We start from the raw sequence: 17,227 nt of genomic DNA on the forward strand, positions 1-17,227 counted from the left end.
CCAGGTATAGGCGCGGGAACTTTTACCAGGTTTGGCACGTTATCTTTCCATGAAATCCCGACTGGCCCTTGCGATCTCTCTGAGCCTTTTCCTTATTTCAGGATCACTCCTTGCTGCTCCTGTCGTTACCGAAGATGCCATTCGAGCAACGCTAGCTGCACACGCAGTACCACTACACGGTGCTGGAGAAGCTCGCTTGCTTGTTGAAGCACGCAGCCACGATTTCTTTCTGTTAGGAGAACTTCATGGCGAACATGAGATACCGGAACTCATGAAAGATCTGTGGCCTCAGCTATGGACGGCTGGATACCGTCATGTTGCAGGGGAGTTGAGTCCCTGGGCGGCAGAGCACTTGGATCAAGCCAAAGGGCTGTGGACACAAGACCAGGCCGCGTTGGTCGATCAGTTCGCGGGGCCCAACCACCATGTTGTTTGGGGGTGCGATATAGACGAAGGCCAACCTGAACGCCTTATTGCGGATATTGCCAAGCTCAATCCCGAGGATGCCACACTAAAGCAAATGGTGGCCCTCACCGCTCAGGGCTATAACCGGAAGCAAGCCCCTCAACTACTAAGCCTGTCAGAGACAGATCATCCAGCCAGGGACATAACGACTGGCGGCATCTCTCTCTGGAACAATCTTCGTCAGACTTTGCGCGTTGAAGCACTTCGCTCAAATCCCGGCACCAGGCTTGGGGCCTCCGAAGCCAGGGAGTTAGTGATGAAGGAACTTTTCCTTAGCCATTATCGGCAGGCACCCGAGGGTAAAGTCTTCCTGCGATTCGGACGTAACCATCTTCATCGCGGCTATGATGCACGCGGTGTTTCCACGCTGGGCAACTTTGTAGCGGAGTTGGCGGTCGCCGAAAATAAATCCGTTTTCAATGTGGGTGCCTTTGCAGCAGGGGGCAAAGAACATCTTGCTGGCGAAACTTTCAATGCGGATGAGAGGCAAGATGAACTTTCATTCGCTCTTCTGGCTCAACTTGCCGGAACAGATGCGACTTTATTCGACCTCCGTATGCTTCGTCCCATGCTCCACTCCATAGCGCCGGAAAAACGCACACCTCTTGAGACCAACCTGACCTACTGGGCAGATAGCTATGATTTTCTTATCTGCTATCCCGTCGTTTCGCCACTTATGAATGATTTACCGCGGGGAGTTGCAGGAGGTGAAATGGAAAGGCGTTAGGTCCCTTGCGAAGTGCCCTCAAAACTTATGAATCCATGGCCTCGCAAACAAGAAAGCTCTGCCTGCCGGGGCGGTATTCATCTTCTTCCCCTTTCCTGTTCTGAATGGGAATGACCTGTGTCTTATGTGGCCACTGGAGCGCAGGGAGTACCTGTTCGGCTGATCCGTGCAGTTCAATCAACAGATCCCACCGCCTCGTCAATTCCAGGGTCGTCGGAGTGAAGAGAGTCTCTTCAAATCCCTCGCAGTCGCACACCACAAGCACCCTTTGCAAAGAAAACTCCTTCATGTCGCTGGGTGTGAACAGGTTTCCAGCCTTCACCAGGTGGGCAACGTTGTTAAGCTTGGCCATAGAGATCGTAAAGGCCTTCTCTTTAGGCTCCGGGTCGTAGGCATGCACCGGAATGTTAAGCATCCTGGCTAGCCCGCAAGCGTAGTAGCCCTCCGCACTCCCGATGTCGATCACGCAGTCATAACCCTTCATCCCGGCTTGAAAAAGAAAGGGGTGGAGTTCCTTCTCGTAGCTGCCGACAAGTTTGGGGACACACCATCGAATAAGGGCAGAATCTGGAGGATAGGTCATACCTGCAAATGGACCGTCCAGAACCTTGAGCCCCTTGCAGGCAATATGTTTCTTCACTTGAGTGAGTAGGCCTGAATGGCGGAGGAACGATACCTGCCATTGCCGTGATCGGATGGCTCTGATGCGTTCAAAAACCCACCTGGGGAGAACCTGCTCTGCGAGTGCCCTCATCGGTCTGCTCAATGATGTGCCTCTCTAGGTGTAGCAGCTTGAAGCAGAAACACCTTGCTCAATTACTGGCCCTTGGAAGCGATTGAACTTAAGTGCAGACGGCTATACACCATCTCGCTCAAGCATGCCCACTGCTAGGAAGTTTACGCCATTGAGATGTCACGAGTCCTGTTTCAATTCGACTGCAGCAGGTAGATGGCCCAGGGCTGGGTGGAATCCAGTCCGATAAGGAAGATGGCATATTGGCTACCCAGTTGTCCGGCGATGGCCACGGCCTGGAAGGGATACGCGGCGCCGGTTGAATTGCCCGGATACATTTTGCCGACACAGACCTTGGCCTGGCGATATAAGCCGTTATTCGAAGTGTCCTGCGGGCCGAGGTCGATGACGAAGTCGTTGTTCCCATACGGATAGTTGGGGTTTTGGTGATTGTCGGAGCCGGGGTCAGGGAGCCCCGTTGTCAGGTTCACGGGGAAGTCTCCGCCATAGATCAGGGTAGAGCTGGAGGCGTCAGCGTCCACGGACGGACAACCGGTGGACCCGGTGGGCACGCTGGGGAAGCCGAACGAGGCGAGATTCGAGGACCAGGTCACACCCTGGTCGTTGTTTCCGGCTTCATAGATGAAGCCAAGATACTGCTTGCCGACGACTGTACTGGTGTCCAGCGGGCTGGACGGCTTGGGCAGACCGACTGCGCCGGTGCCCGCGCCGAGAACATTGTTGTATTGAAGGGCAGGAGCTGTATGGGGAAGAAAGCCCTGCCCAGTGTGGCCGTTATCTTCGACCAGAAGGCCGGTCGAACCGATGCCCACCACTGCCTGCGGCGGATTCGATTCGTCTTGTCCTCCGGGATCGGTGATGACCAACTGCCCAGGGACGTTGGTGATATTGCCAAAGAACGTGGGCCCACAAGCTCCCGGTACCGGTACCGAAGAGGAGGGGGATTGTGCCGGCGACGTTCCCTTTCCATCGGCAGCGACTTCAGAAGGAAGTCTGTATTGCTGGATGTTCTGAAAAGTGACGGTACTGCCGCTGGAGACGACATCTACGCTGCCATAGGCGGTATCGGTTGCTGGGTTCCAGATGTTCAGCGGCTGATAAATGGGTGGTTGGCCGGGTAGGCCGGTCAAGAGTTGCTTGCTCTCCGTAGACGGGATGGTGACGAACTGGTAGGTCTGCGCGGAGGAGAAACTCGGGCATTGCGTGGCGGCGACGAGAGGCTGGACCGGCTGCCCGACCAACTGCACCAGCCCCCCGGCCTGACCGGCGAGTTCCACCGCGAAGCTGCCAGGCTTAGATGGGTTGTAAGCCGTACCTTCATACGAAGGGGTGCCGTTGTTGATGATTTCGTTGTACGTAGCTGTAATACCCAAGGTTCGCAGACCGCGCTGGCTGATCGTAAAACTACCGGCATTGAGAACCTGAGGGCCGGGCTGGGTCTGAGGCTGGTAGGTTGTCTGCGAGAACGCCAACCCCACATCGTCAAGGGTATAAGTCAGAGGAGACTGCCCAGCGCTCGATCCAAAAACATACGGTGCAAAGTAGGTTTGCACGCTTGGTGCGGGTGCTGGTGCGGCGGCCTGCGTGGCCGGAATCGGGCTTGAGCTGCATCCGGCAAGCCAGCCGAGAAACAGAACTGTCCCCAGGCAAGCTGCCACCCGCATGAATTGTCCGGATTGAGATTCGAAACACTGCATAACGATTTCCTCTTTGCTAGAAGCTGCCCTTCAGGCCGAACTGCAGGATGCGCGGATCGTGCGCGTCCACCGGATGCAGGAAGGAGTTCCCGGCGAGGCAGCCGGAGGCGCCCGCGGAGTAGAGTTCGGTCTGGCTGCCGTAACAGTTGATGACGTTGTTGCCGGTATTGCCCGGATGGCTGGGGTCGGTGATGCGGAACTGGGTGTGATTGAAGACGTTGAAGGCTTCGGCGCGAAACTCGATATCCAGGCGCTTCGTCGGCTTGAAGTGTTTGAACAGCGAGACGTTGAAGTTGATGCGCGAAGGATTGTTCAGGGAGTTGCGTCCGGCGTCGCCGAAGGTTAGACCGCGCGGCGCGGCGAAGGCGCCCGGGTTCAGCAGCAGCGGCCCCACATTATTGGAGTTCTGCGCAACAAACGGCTTGCCTACGCGCGCTTTGCCGATCACATCCGGATAGGACCCGATCCCCAGCCCGTCGCCTACGCCGGCATTGTCCGCCGCGCCGGTGCCGTCTCCGCCACCCCCGTTGATGACGCTGAAGGGCGTTCCGGTCGAGTAGGTGGTGATGCCGCTGATCTGCCAGTCTCCCAGCACCGTCTTCATAACGGGCGAGAAGTCCGGTGCGTTGGGAGCTGCGGCGACAGGAGTAGCCTCATCGTCCGAATCGTCGCCATTGCCTACCAGGTGCGTGAAGCCGTGGAGCAGGCGCAGCAGCGGAAGATCGTAGATATAGCTGACGTTCAGCAGTTGCCGCTGGTCGAAGTCCGAGGTGGCGTGGTTGGAGTGAATGTCGAGAGAGTTGGCGAAGTTGGCCGAGGCACGGTCGGAGGAGTCGTCCAGGGAGTGGCTGTAGGTATAGGCGATACCGACAGTCAGCGGCCCGGTCGTCTGGCGGAGCGTGGCCTGAAAGGCATCGTACTCGGAGTCGGCGCTGTTCTGCACCGCGATGATATTGCTGAAGCCGAGATACGGCCGCAGGGCATCGGCGCTTACGCCAAGCTTTGTAAAGCTGTTTGTAGCACCTTTTGCGAATCCCGGATTACCGGTACAGGCAATGAACGCATTCGCGTAGCCCGGATCGTTGGGGCCGATGGCAGCAGAACTCGGAATGGTGATGCCGCCACCATTGGAAGCAGTATTCACACCCGCTGCAGAAAAGGCGCCATTCTGGGCTCCGCTGGAGCAGACACCGGCAGTGACGGGCTGCCCCGGCCCAAAGGGATTCAACCCTTTGCTGAGCGGCTGCAACTGATTGAGATCGCTCACTGCCGTCAGGTGCGTGCCCTTAGTGCCGACGTAGGCGATCTGTCCGATCATCCCCTTGTGCACTTCGCGCTGAATGCTCAGGCTCCATTGCTGGGTATAGGAGTACACGGCCTTTGTGGGGATCGAAGTTACGTTCAAGGGGAAGGTAGAACCCGTCCCTGTACTGTTCCCGCACTGTGTCGTGCCTGGCTGGCAGTAGCCCCCAATAAGGTTGTAGGCATCGGAAGGACTGGTTTGGCTCTGAATATTCGACTGGGTTTCGCTCAGAACCAGGGGCGCGCTGCCGATCAGCGAGCCGACATTGGCTTCGTAGCCGGTCCCGTGCTCCCAGAAGAGGCCATAGCCGCCGTGGATAGCGGTCTTGCCGTCACCCCAGGGATCCCAGGAAAAGCCTACGCGCGGCGAGGGATGGAACAGTTTATTGGACATGCAGCTATCAGGCACAGGGCTGGCGCCGCACCGCACCAGTCCGTTCACGATCGCAGGATCGAGCGAGCCGAGAGTGTAGGGGCCGGTTTGGCTCAGGGAAATTGCTTTGCCGCTGGTCTTGGACACCAGGTTTCCCTGGTTCGGGTCGATATAGATGGACGAACCAAGGGATTGACTGAAGGCCTCGGGCCGCCAGTTGTAGGCCGTACCGTTGGGGTTATACCAGGCGCCGAAGAGGCTGGCCCGGAAGCCGGCGTTGATTGTCAGGTGAGGGAGTATCCGCCAGTCGTCCTGCAGATAGAGATCGGCTGTCTTGTAGCGGTTGTGATACTCCCCCTGCCCGCTGTCCTGCGTGTAGCTCTTGATGGCCCCTTGGGGATTGGTTACGGCTCCGTTCGCGTTAGGATTCGGCAAGAAGCCTGAGCCGGCCAGAAAGTCCACGAAGGCATTGCCCGAGGTGTGGGTCGATTGCTGATTGCTGAAGGTGAGTAGTCCCTGCAGGTCGCCGGAGTTGGCGCCGGTAACAGCGCTCAGCTCGTTCTGCTGCACATACGAGCCCCAGAATCCCCACTGCAAGGTATGCTTTCCGACGATCATGCTGGCGTCATCGCGAATGGTAAAGGTGGGATTGTCCTGGGCCCACGGTGCGTAACCCGTATCCACGGCAAAGCCATGTCCCCCGTACGCTCCGTTGGTTCCCTGAAAGACCAGTCCCGGTAGCTTGCCCCCGCCGTACCCATTGTTGAAGATGTACCCCATGGGGCACTCGGTCACGGACGCAGGATTAAAGGCTGCATTTGGCGCTGAAAAGACAGAGCACATCGTACCCTTGATTGGCATTCCTCCCTGCGAGGCTGGATCGGTCAAAGAATCCGGCCTGCTGAGAGACGAGACACCGACTCCCGGCTGCGGAGCGAGGGAGATGTGTTCGACCTCGTAACCTGCCGACACAAGGTTGATGATTCCATGCGGCAAGGTCTGTGCCAGAAGAACAACCATGTCCAGTCCGGGACCGTTGAACCGGTTTTCGACCGTAGGAAAGCTGTTCTGGACGATTCCCCACTGCGGAGCGAGCGTCACTGTATCCCAGCTATCGTGCACGTAGCGAAACGACAGACGTTCGCGCTCCGTCAGATTGTGGTCGATGCGAAACAACTCCTCCCGCCAGTGGGTCGGCGGCGAAACAGCGGCGACGAAGCAGTGAAACAGCGGCGAGGCATTGGTCGAATTGCAGCCACTGGCCGAGTTGGGCGCGGGAATCAGCCCGGAGTTGAGAATCGCCGCACTCGTGTAATCCACCGGCACCTGCAGGCCGGCGTTATAGGTTGCGCCCGCAGTACTGTTGAAGGAGGTGGAGTTGGATACTCCTGCCTGCGGGCAATCGGGAAATTGTGACGGGCTGAACGTTCCGGACCCTCCTGGAACCGGCGTCGGGCATAGGTCGAAGAAGTTCCCGGCCCGCTCGGCCATGGTGGGCACAGCCTGGTTGTAATCGACCGGGGTCTTTTCGCGGCGAATCTCTTCGGAGAAGAAGAAGAAGGTCCTCGTCTTGCCGGTGTTGTAAACGCCAGGGATATAGATAGGGCCGCCGATGGTGCCGCCGAAGTCAAGCCTCCGATAGAGTGGCGTGCGATAGACGGACTTGCCCTGGAAACCCTGAGGTTCTGCATTCGGTTGATCGAAGTAGTTTCTGGCATTGAACATCTCATTGCGCAGGAAACCGTAGGCGACGCCGTGAAAGTTCTCCGTGCCCGATTTCGTTGTCACCAGAACGCTTCCCGAGGCGCTCTTGCCGTAGAGCGCGCTGTAGTCGGCGGTAAGGATCTTCATGTCCTGAATGGAGTCAACGCTGGGATAGACAACCAGCGGCTCACCTTGTCCGCGGCTGGTATTGATGCTGGTGTTGAGCACATCGCTGCCGTCCACCTCGAAGGTGTTGTATTCCACGCGGCCGCCATTGACGCTGAACTTCGCGCTTCCGGATACGCCGACCTTGGCTTCGTCCTGGCCCGTCTGGTTACTGACGCCGGGAGAGAGTGCACTGAGAGACAGAAAGTTGCGGCCGTTCAATCCATAGCCGGTGACCTCGCTGCTGTTCAAGGTCGTAGACATGGACGCCGTGCCTGTATCGACCGTGGTGGGCGCCCCGGCACTGACATTTACATCCTGACTGACCTCATTGACTGCAATCTGAGCATTGAAGACGATCGCCTGTCCGGCAGCGAGAGAAAGAATCTGGCTCGATCTCCGGCTGAATCCCTGCGCCTCCACGATGAGCTGATAGCGTCCGGGAGGAAGCCCGGGAACGGTGTACGCACCCGTGCTGTCTGTTTTGGCCTCACGCTTCACCAGCGTTTCCTGATTGACGATCTGGATTGTTGCCGCGGGAATCGCGGCTCCATCGGGATCGGTAACCTGCCCCGAAAAACGCCCGGTAGCAGTCTGTCCGGCAAGGCGCAGGGCGCTGAATACTGGAACCAGCGCCACTGCGAGCAGTAGCCATCGAAATGATCGAAACATCTTCTGAAAGGCTCCTAGTCCTTGTTTTCGCTTTGCCGTTCCCATCTCCGTCTTCATTTATTTAGGAAGGTAGTAACGAATCGATGTGAACCACATGTTGTCAATGGCCTTTGGAGAGTTGGTCAAGCCGGCTGCGGGATTGCCGATTCCCTGCCACGTCCGGCGCTCGGCATAGGAGTACTGAATTCCCTGCTGCAGCGTTCCGCGCGAACCCCGATAGAAGCGGAACCAGTAGCCAAAGGTTCCTTCCTGGATGTTGCGGTTATCCGCGTTGCAGTTGGAGGGGCCGGAAGCCACATTGCCACCGCCGTTTGGCGAGGTAACGGGCAGCACCTCGACATAGCAGCCGGCGACATTGTTGGTGGGCGCGCCATAGCCGCCCAGGATCGGCTGACCCAGCGTGGGTCCGGCAGTCGTGACGGTATATCCGGTGTTGTACCAGGCACGCTTGGCATATTCGCCGCCGTAATACCCGTACAGATCGAGACGCGGCGTTGCATGCCATTCGACCGATCCCAGAGCCGAGCCACCCGAGAGCAGTTCGAGCGAGCCGTCGGGATGTGCTGTAGCGTCCGGCAACTGCGCGCTGCTGTAGCGGCCGATACCGTTCCCGGCGAGGATATGCCCATCAATCTCCAACTTCTTGGCAAACAGCCACACGCGCGCATTCGCGCCTACGCCGCCGCCATCGGCCTTCGTTGTGTAAGCGCCAAGCGCGGAGGTCGTAACCGGTTGTGCCGCACCGGCGGGAGCGGGGCCATTCGGATAGACACGATCACGGAAGAAGCGGCTGATGCCAAAGAGTTCGAAGTGTCCCCAGTTGGTTTCGTAGGCGGCCTTGGCAATCAGGTCCGGAGCTTCGTTGAAGCTATAGTTCGCCGTGGAGTTATAAAGCCCGCCACCGTTTCCTGTCTGCTGATAAGCAATCGTAGGAAGATTGTGGCCGCCGATGTTGAGCGTCTGCGACTCTTCGACGGCTCCGCCGATCCAGAACTTGTTCGACAGCCTCTTCACGACACGAAAGCCGTACTGGCGTTCCCAGGTGAATCCGACGTTGTACTGTGCGTCGACCGTCAATGGTATGGCTTCGGAGTTGTTCTCCAGACCGTGCCGGTATTCGGTGGCGAGCGACCACATCTGACCGCCCGTCAGAATCCAGCCGTTGTTCAGCTCGGCCTGTGCCCATGCCTGGCGCAAACGCAACGGGTAGCTGTTGCTCTGGTTGTCGTTCGAAGTCGTTCCAGCGGACAGAAAATCCGCCTCGAAGTACCCGCGCAGTGTCGCGGCCGGGATCTTGCCTTCCGCCAACAGCGAAATACGCGACTGCCTGCCGCTCGCGTTGAACTCGGACAGCTCGCCTGCCGTTGTACCGGCGAACGGAATTCCGGTGAACTGGGTGTTCACATCGCCGCCGATCGCACGTTGCCGGTCGACGGTCTCAGCCGCGAGGAAGCCGCCCGGCTTGAGGCCGATTCCCATGAAGCGAATCATGTCGGGATTTTCGAGCTTCTTCGTCTCTTCCTGGCTCGCCTGAACCTGCGTTGAAAGTGAACTCGATGTCGTCTTCAGGGTTGCCACATCGCCCTGCAGCGTCGTAACCGTGGAGCCATCCGTGCCGATAATAGCCTGAGTGGCCTCGAGCTTCTGCTTGGCGTCGGCGGCATCCTTGCGGGCCTGCTCCAACTCGGCATCACGCGCTGCCATGCGCTGCTGGAGAGCCTCGTACTTCTGCTCCAAGTCGTTCAACTTGCTGTTGACCTGATCGAGTTTTTGAAACTTCTCGTTCAACTGCTCCAGCAGAATCTCTTCCTGCGTCGGTGCTTTCGTCTTCGTTTTCGCGACCTTTGTCCTGACTGGTTTGACTGGCGGCTGATCCGTACCGCTCTGTGCCTGCGCCACGACGCATGTTGCTAGAACCACTCCGGCCACCATCTGTCTAAATCTGTTCATTTTCTTCTCCCTTGGTCCTGTCTTGTCCTGTGCGGAAATATCTTTGTCAATCGATCGTGATCGTGGCGACGACGGCCTTTGTCGGGTCGGCAATCGAGGTGGCAGTCACCTTGACAATGTCGCCTTCCGGCACCGTTGCGGGAGCGGTGTAGACCGTATCCACAGCGCTTGTGGTCTTGGCCGGATTGAACGAGCCGCAGTCGCTCGATCCGCAGATCACAGTCCAATTCACCCCGGCATCTGTCACGTCGTTATTCAGCACCACTCTGAGCTGAGTGGTAGTGCCTGCCCTCAATGTGGCTAGCGGCGCAGGCGCGAATCCCACCGAGATCGGAAGGCCGCCAATGGTCAGCGTGGTGCTAGAGAACTTGCTGTGGTCGCTGGTCGAGATCGCATAGAGGGTGACCGTCCCTAGCTTCGGTGTGGCGGGGGGCGCGGTATAGAACGCCACATAGCCGGCGCCACTGGTTACGTAACTGGGCAGAGGCCCGCTTATCGTGTGCGCTGGAGTGAAGGTGCCGCACGATTGGTCCTGTGTCTGTCCCGGCGGCAGCGGAGCGCCTGGAGGCAGCGCGCTTCCGCAGTACGCGCTCCAGTCCGCACCCAGCAACTGCGGATCGTTCGTCAATGTCACGTCGACATACGTACCGTGGCTGGTCGTGAGCGACACCGGAGGACTCTTCAGGGGAGTTCCGTTCTCGTCGGTGAAGGTAATCGGCTTGACTACAATGTCGGATACGGAGCTGCCGGAGGAGCAGCCCGATACCGCTGCCAGACTGGCTAACAGCAAGGCAAGCGCTGCTGGCCGAAAGCTTTGTGAAATACAAATTCTCTTGAGCATGAGCACAGGGATCTTCATCACTTCCTCTTGTTCAGATATTCGGTAGGAACGGGCCGGCAACGATCCAACGACGTTTCTCATGGCTTCGCCGCCAGTTTGTTGTTCTTCATGCCCAACGCGATGGGTGTCACCACCGGTGTGGCAGTGCCGATGTGTTCAATGACGATGTTGTTGGCGAGCAGCACCCACACATTGCCCGCCCCATCCACGGCAGCACGCAACGATCCGGCATTTACGACATTGGGGACAGGGATAGAAACGCCAGCGCCAGCGTAATTTCCCATCGCATCGCGGAGAAATACACCCCCGCCCGGCCCGGTGATCCATAGACCTCCCGCACCGTCGAATGCAAGGCCCTGCTGGCTGGTGCCAATCAGTGCGTAGCTACTACTTTGCTGACTGAACCCCTGGTAGCACGTAGGTGTCAGGGTTGTTCCTAGCCCGCCGTAGGGTGGAGCTTCGCAGACATAACTTTCCCCGTTACCGACGGCGGATACGCCCCAAATATCGCCTTTACCATCCGCAGCCAGTTGCGGAAGAATCGTTATTCCCTCCCCGGTCGGTGCGACGCCGCTATTGACAATTAACTCTCCACCCGGATTCGTAAGCTCGGAAAGAATGCCGGGAGCGGTGCTGATCGAATTTCCAATCCACACGTTGTTAGAACTGTCGATGTCCAAGGCGGTGATACTGGAGTTCCCGCTGTTGGTGAACCCGGATGCGGGTGACAGCTCCACGCCAAGATTGTTGAACTCGTTCACCCCTCCGCCGTTGGCAATCCACAGATTGTCCTGGGCGTCGAAGGCTATATCGCTGCCCCCGCCGGCCACACCACTAAAGGGACTTCCGAGTACGGTGGTTCCCAGGTTCGTCAGTTCGCTCAGGACGCTGTTGCCGGAGACCCATACATTTCCGCCGGCATCAATCGCAAGCAGACCGCCGCCCGCAGGAAAGCCGGTGGAGGGTGAGAGTGCCGCACCAACGGCGTTCCATTCAATGACGTTGCCGCCCGTGGTGTCTGTAATCCAAAGATTCCCGCTGGCATCGACCGCGAAGGAGCCGACCGTGCTCGCGGTAGTAAGGCCTCCACCGCTCGTGTAATTCAACGAGACTGACCAGTCACCCGGCAGCGCCGTGAGGATCGGCTGAAAAGGAGAGCTGAAAGTCGCCAGACCGAAGAGGTGAGTGGAGTCCACTGCGTAGCTGCTGCCAGCACTAACGGTCACCGGCACAGGGTGCTGCGCAATGTTGAACGCAGCCTGCAGTGTGTCGGATGGCGCAATGGTCCCGTTGAATTTTCCTGCTGGGAGCGTATCCGTCGCTGTGAACAATACACCGCAAGGACTCCCGTCACCTTCCACGCCGCCCGAGGTTGCCGTGCAGGCATTCAAGGCATCGGCGAGCGTGTCGATCTCCACATAGGGGACAGCTGCGTTCGCAGCGGGAACCACGAATCTTGCCTGCCCGGTTGTGATATCGACCAGGTTGTTCACAGCGGCGAACGCATTCGCCAGCCCGGTGGGATTCCCGCTGCTCGTGCCCAGATAGAGATAGCTGCTGTTGCCGGTGAGTTCGTCGTTGGCTGCAAAGGGAGATGTTGCCCATGCCGAAGCAACGGTCGTGACCTCGTTGACGACAACCGCGCTGGAACCAAGCGCGTTGCAGCTTCCCAGCGCCGTCATCATGGAGAGATTCGGATTCGCGGCGTTGGTTCCAACTTTGCCGCCGGTCGCCACCAGGTACATCTGGCTGATGGGAGAGGGGCAGGTATAACCGGCAGGCACCGTAAACTTGCCGTTTTTGTCTGTCGTAGCTGCCGCAATCTGCGAAGAGGCCGAAGCATATCCGCTCGTCCCGGCGGCATACAGGAAGACGGAGGCGCCCACAACCGGCAGCGTTCCCGCCTGAACTGTGCCGTTCAGCGCTGGCCCGGTCGGGCTTGTGATGATAGCGATGGTTCCCGAGTTCGCCGTTGTCCGGTCCGCATGAGACAGAGCCTCCACTACAACCACGCCTGATGTCGGCGGATCGGATGGTGCCGTATAAGGAATCGACAGGCCATTGGACCAGGCCGGGACGCTGGTTGCCGTCACCGCCGGGACTGCCGGCACGTAGGGTGTCGTAGCTGTAGCCGGAATCGCCGGGATCGCGGGCTTCACCGTGAAGAAACCGCAGCCACTCGCGCATACCTGCCAGTCCACTCCGGCATTCATTGCATCATTGGCCACTGCGGCGGTGAGGTTCACAGTCGCATTCGTTTGGATCTGCGCAGGCAGTGAAGGGACGAAGCCGACCGAAAGAACTGTCGACGGATTGATCGTGATGGAACTTGAACTAAGGCTCACGCTCGGATCTGCGACCGATGTTGCGACGATCGTCACCGAGGCGATAGGCGGCGGCGGCGTGATAGGCTGCGTGACCGGCGGCGCAGGAAGCGTGACCGGCGGCGCGGGTGGCGCGGTGTAGACGGCCGTCGCTCCGCTCGCCGTCTGGGCAGGAGAGATCCAGCCACAACCGCCAGGGACCGTGCTGCTGCACTGCACGGACCAGTTGACGCCTCCCGGTGAAACATCGTTCGTAACCGTGGCGCTGACGGGAGCCTGGGACGCAGCTATCATCGGCGTCGGCGGCGCCTGCGTGAAGGCGAGAGTTGGTGGTGCAGCAACCACCATGGTGATCGCGATAGCAGGATTCGACGGCGTGGATGCCGGCGAAGACGCGGTGATCGTCACCAGGCCGCCCGTGGGAACCGAGGCAGGGGCTGTGTAGATGATCTTCCCTGCGCTTGCCGTGTGCGCGGGAGACACATTGAAGCTGCCGCATCCGCTCGTACCGCCGCAACTCGCCGTCCAGTTCACACCCAGGCTCTTCGGATCGGAAGCTACCGTAGCCGCGAGCGTCGCTTGAGCTCCCGTAGTCAGCGCGGACGGTGGCGCGGAGGACATCGTGACGACAATCGGTGCAGTGGTAACGAATGTCGCGGTGATCGACGCCGATACCGCCGGATTCGTCGTGGATGCGGCCGTAATGGTGACAGTCCCGCTGGGCGGAATGGAGATAGGACTCGTATAACTTACGGAGGCCCCACTCGCTGTGTGCGCCTTAGCCGATCCACCAAATGATCCACAACTCGATGCACCGCAACTGAGAGACCAGTCGACACCGGCGGCAGCCGGATCGTTGGCAACGATCGACGTCAAGGGGGTCGAGCGAGCTGAACCGGTGGTTGTCAAATACACGTTCGACTGCAACACGCTCACCGTGACCGGAACGGGCGGAGGCGGCGCAGTGATCTGCACTTTGGCGCTTGCCGATTTGCTCGTGTCGGTCAGCGAGGTAGCCGTGATCGTCACGATGCCGCCCGTCGGCACGACGGAGGGGGCCGTATAGGTTGTGGATTCCAGCGATGATGTTGGATTGAACGAGCCGCAGGCACTCGATCCGCACGTGGCCGTCCAGGTGACGCCCGCACCCAACGGATCGTTGGTCACCACGGCGTTGAAGACGTGGGTTGCGTTGATCTCCAGAGAAGCCGGCACCGCACCAGTGAACGCAACACTGATCGGCGTCGCGACGATGGTGAGGCTCACGCTGCTGCTCTGCGATGGGTTGCTGGTCACTGTCGCAGTGACAGTAATGGCGCCTCCGATCGGCGCTACGGACGGAGCCGTGTAGACCGTAGCCGCACCATCCGCCGTATGGGCGGGAGCCAGTGTGCCGCATGCGCCATTACTGATGCTGCCCGTAACGGGATTGCCCTCGCAGGTCACGATCCAATCGACGCCTGCGCTGCTTTTGTCTCCAACCGGCATCATGCTGAAATTCACAGCGGAACCCACGGCAAGGATGCTGGTCTTCACTGCTGTTCCGCTGGCCGTGCTCATCGCAATAGGCGCAGCGGCAGCCGCCGAAGAAGAGACACCGCCACTGCTGCAGCCGGCAGTAGCTGCTGCCAGGGCCGTTATACACAGTGCGCTGAAAAGACGGCCCATCGCATGACCATCCTGCCGCCTTCGGCATGGCCGGGCAGGTGCAAAACGTGAAAGCGGACTGGAAATAATAATGGACTGCATGACCGGGTTCTCCTACCTGTCTGTATTCCGGCGGGAGTCTTTTGCAGACTCCCCATAGGCTTGATCCGCAGCGCCGGCGATGCGATCCAGCGTTGAGGACATGTCCGCGAAGATCGCTTCCGCGTTTCGCTCAGCCGGAGCATCGGTCTGCGTCAGCTCCTTCACAAACACCAGATTCCTGGACGCCTCCTCGCTAAGCGAGGCCGAGCCCCGCGCAAGGATGCGTCCATTGAAAGAGGAGCCCCCCTCCATCTGCGCCAACAGCCCGCGCTCCTGGCGCAGAGCGGTTTCCAGGCGTGCGTGATGGCTGTAGAGCAACTCCACGACCGTCGCCGAAGCTATGACCGGCATCTGCTCTGTGGCCACAAAGCGCGTCTTCAAATCGACCATTGCGCTGCTCTCATGGCTGATCGCGAGAGCAGCGGTGAAGGTCTGTTGCGCCATCGCATTGATGTCGTCAACCTTCCGCCCGCGCGACCGAAGATATGTTTCCAGCGCCGACGAGCGGTCGGGCAAAGATGTCGCCTGCACGCTAACGGATTCACTTCCGGTGAGCGGGGCTTCCCGCATCTGCGCCGCACTCTGGAGGACGAGCTTCAATCGCGGCACTGACCCAAGTTGAGATTCCAACTGCCGCTTGCGCTCTTCCGTCTCGACCAGACCATCCACCTCGATGGCCTGCGGAAGCCGATGGATCTCGATCTGCTCACCGGTATCTGCTGCAAGCTGATTCAGAATGAGCCTGACTGTAAGCTCGGTTTCGTCCAGTTGTTCAGGAGTCGGCGCCAGCGGACGACGGGGCAAGGGGAGCAGAAGGGGCTGTAGTTGTGACCCGATCATCTTCGGGTCGCCCACTCCTCCCACCGGCTCAAAGACGCTTGGACCGACGGAGCTCCACGGCAGGATCGTGAAATCGACTTCGGCAATCTCCACAATCTCGCTGTCGCGGAAATCGACTCGCCGCGCAATCGGATGAAAATCGGTATCCCGCACTGTCAGCGATTCTTCCGACACCTCGCCATCCGGCACGGTCGTGGTCAGCGTTAGCAGATGAACACCGCTACGATCGATACGATCGGCACGCACATGCTGATGATCGTGCCATGCCTGATACGCGGAGGCGGAGATGGGCTGGTTCCAGTCCACTCCCGCCGCGCCAAGTGTCGAACGGAGTTGTTCTTCAGCAACGGACAAGGTTGCAGGCTTAGGCCGATGCCTTCCCTGCACATCCCAATAGATCGATCGATTCACAGTCTGCTTCGCCGTCTTGATTTGAATCGTCTGGTGCGCCACTCCGGGGTTCGCCGCGGTGTTGGGCATGTCCCAGCTCTCTGCACGAACGAGCAGAGCATTTGCGCTGATACTGGGAATGCGTTCCTGCCCCAAGAACGAAAACACCAAAGCTCCCGTAATCAGCCCAATCGCCACCCCGATGGATGCTGACGGCAGAGCCGATAAGAGGCTGTGCTTCCAGGCAGCAGAAGCTGGGACAGTCCACCTTTGTTGCGACGTCTCTCGCCGCACCTGAAACTGCAGCCACGTGGCAAATGCCTCGCGGGGCTCTTCCTGAAGGATCGTGTCCACGCCCTCCAGGCTCTCGCGATAAAGCTGGATCATGTATTCGGCGCGCGGCCCTTCGAGACTCCGTTGACGCATCCGACATTCCCTGCACATGGCCAGGTGCCGCCGCGCCGTCCACCGCTCAAAGAGTGAAAGCTCGCCGCAAAACAAAGCCGCCAATCGCTCGTCGGAGAGATGGGTATCGGAGTTGGGAAGAAGATGCCGCAGCAGCTTATCGATCACCCTGCCCACCATTCCGCAAGCCATAGACTGCTGCCAGACGCACAGCCACCTGCTTCACCACGAAAGCAGCTCGTTGTTCGCTGAACCCAAGTGCGAGACCGATGTCTTTGTACGGGAAGCCTTGCGCCCGCATTTGAAAGCACTGCCGATGCTGCGGCTTCAGACTTGAAAGTACCGTCCTCATGAGCTTGACTTGCTCCTTATTCGAATAGCTCTCCTCCGGGCTCAACGCGGGATCGGCTAGATTCTCCATGACAAAACTGCGGGCCTCTTCATTCACGACTGTCCCGTGCTCCTTCTTCAACACGTTGATGGCGAGGTTGTGGGCCACCCGGACAATCCATCCCTGGACGTTTTCGATCTTGCTCTCCTTGAGAAGCTCTATGGTCAGGCGCATAAAGGTCTCCTGAATAATTTCGTCTGCATGATCGCGTCCCAACTGCATGCTGTGCATGTAACGGTAGAGCCTGGGCCGGTACTCGTCGTACAGGGCGAGGATGAACGCTTCCCTTGAATCGCCTTTGAGAGTCTGCACGGGGTCCTGCCGTTCCTTGTCTCCAGTGGGCGCTCGATCTTCAAGCAATGTCGGCGCAAGATAGGTTGCATCCTCCGTGGGTAGTTCCGGCTCCGTGAAGCTTGAGCCGCTGTTCCGTCGAATATGAATCTCCGTTCTCTGACAGATCTGCATTCTCGCTGCTCCT

At 59.0% G+C, this 17,227-nt stretch carries 9 protein-coding genes; 1 reads left to right on the forward strand and 8 read right to left on the reverse strand.

All coding sequences use genetic code 11. The features are described 5' to 3' along the window. The first annotated feature begins 31 nt into the window (after nucleotides 1-31). The gene (locus HDF15_RS21405; protein ID WP_184259309.1) at nucleotides 32-1,192 is read left to right on the forward strand and encodes a hypothetical protein; all 1,161 of its coding nucleotides are present in this window, start codon (nucleotides 32-34) and stop codon (nucleotides 1,190-1,192) included. 25 nt (nucleotides 1,193-1,217) lie between these two features. Here the strand turns inward: HDF15_RS21405 and HDF15_RS21410 are convergent, their stop codons facing one another. The 8 genes from HDF15_RS21410 to HDF15_RS21445 form a co-directional block, all read right to left on the reverse strand. Next, nucleotides 1,218-1,946 carry a hypothetical protein gene (locus tag HDF15_RS21410; protein WP_184259311.1) on the reverse strand — a complete coding sequence of 243 codons (729 nt, stop codon included), beginning with the start codon at nucleotides 1,944-1,946 and terminating at the stop codon, nucleotides 1,218-1,220. A gap of 173 nt (nucleotides 1,947-2,119) precedes the next feature. Next, entirely contained in the window at nucleotides 2,120-3,643 is a 1,524-nt protein-coding gene (locus HDF15_RS21415; RefSeq protein WP_184259313.1) for a hypothetical protein, read from the reverse strand. A gap of 16 nt (nucleotides 3,644-3,659) precedes the next feature. Further along, entirely contained in the window at nucleotides 3,660-7,859 is a 4,200-nt protein-coding gene (locus HDF15_RS21420; protein WP_260331242.1) for a carboxypeptidase-like regulatory domain-containing protein, read from the reverse strand. Nucleotides 7,860-7,916: 57 nt separating this feature from the next. Then, entirely contained in the window at nucleotides 7,917-9,809 is a 1,893-nt protein-coding gene (locus HDF15_RS21425) for a hypothetical protein (protein WP_184259317.1), read from the reverse strand. A gap of 46 nt (nucleotides 9,810-9,855) precedes the next feature. Beyond that, nucleotides 9,856-10,599: a hypothetical protein gene (locus HDF15_RS21430; protein ID WP_221314556.1), complete on the reverse strand. Its 744-nt coding sequence runs from the start codon at nucleotides 10,597-10,599 to the stop codon at nucleotides 9,856-9,858. Nucleotides 10,600-10,727: 128 nt separating this feature from the next. Beyond that, entirely contained in the window at nucleotides 10,728-14,642 is a 3,915-nt protein-coding gene (locus HDF15_RS21435; protein ID WP_260331244.1) for a hypothetical protein, read from the reverse strand. Nucleotides 14,643-14,735: 93 nt separating this feature from the next. Next, nucleotides 14,736-16,526 carry a hypothetical protein gene (locus tag HDF15_RS21440; RefSeq protein ID WP_184259324.1) on the reverse strand — a complete coding sequence of 597 codons (1,791 nt, stop codon included), beginning with the start codon at nucleotides 16,524-16,526 and terminating at the stop codon, nucleotides 14,736-14,738. After that, nucleotides 16,516-17,214 carry an RNA polymerase sigma factor gene (locus HDF15_RS21445; RefSeq protein ID WP_184259326.1) on the reverse strand — a complete coding sequence of 233 codons (699 nt, stop codon included), beginning with the start codon at nucleotides 17,212-17,214 and terminating at the stop codon, nucleotides 16,516-16,518. Before HDF15_RS21445 ends, HDF15_RS21440 begins: the two co-directional genes overlap by 11 nt. Nucleotides 17,215-17,227 lie beyond the last annotated feature (13 nt).

The sequence above is a fragment of the Granulicella mallensis genome (assembly GCF_014203225.1).
Taxonomy (GTDB): Bacteria; Acidobacteriota; Terriglobia; order Terriglobales; family Acidobacteriaceae; genus Granulicella; species Granulicella mallensis_A.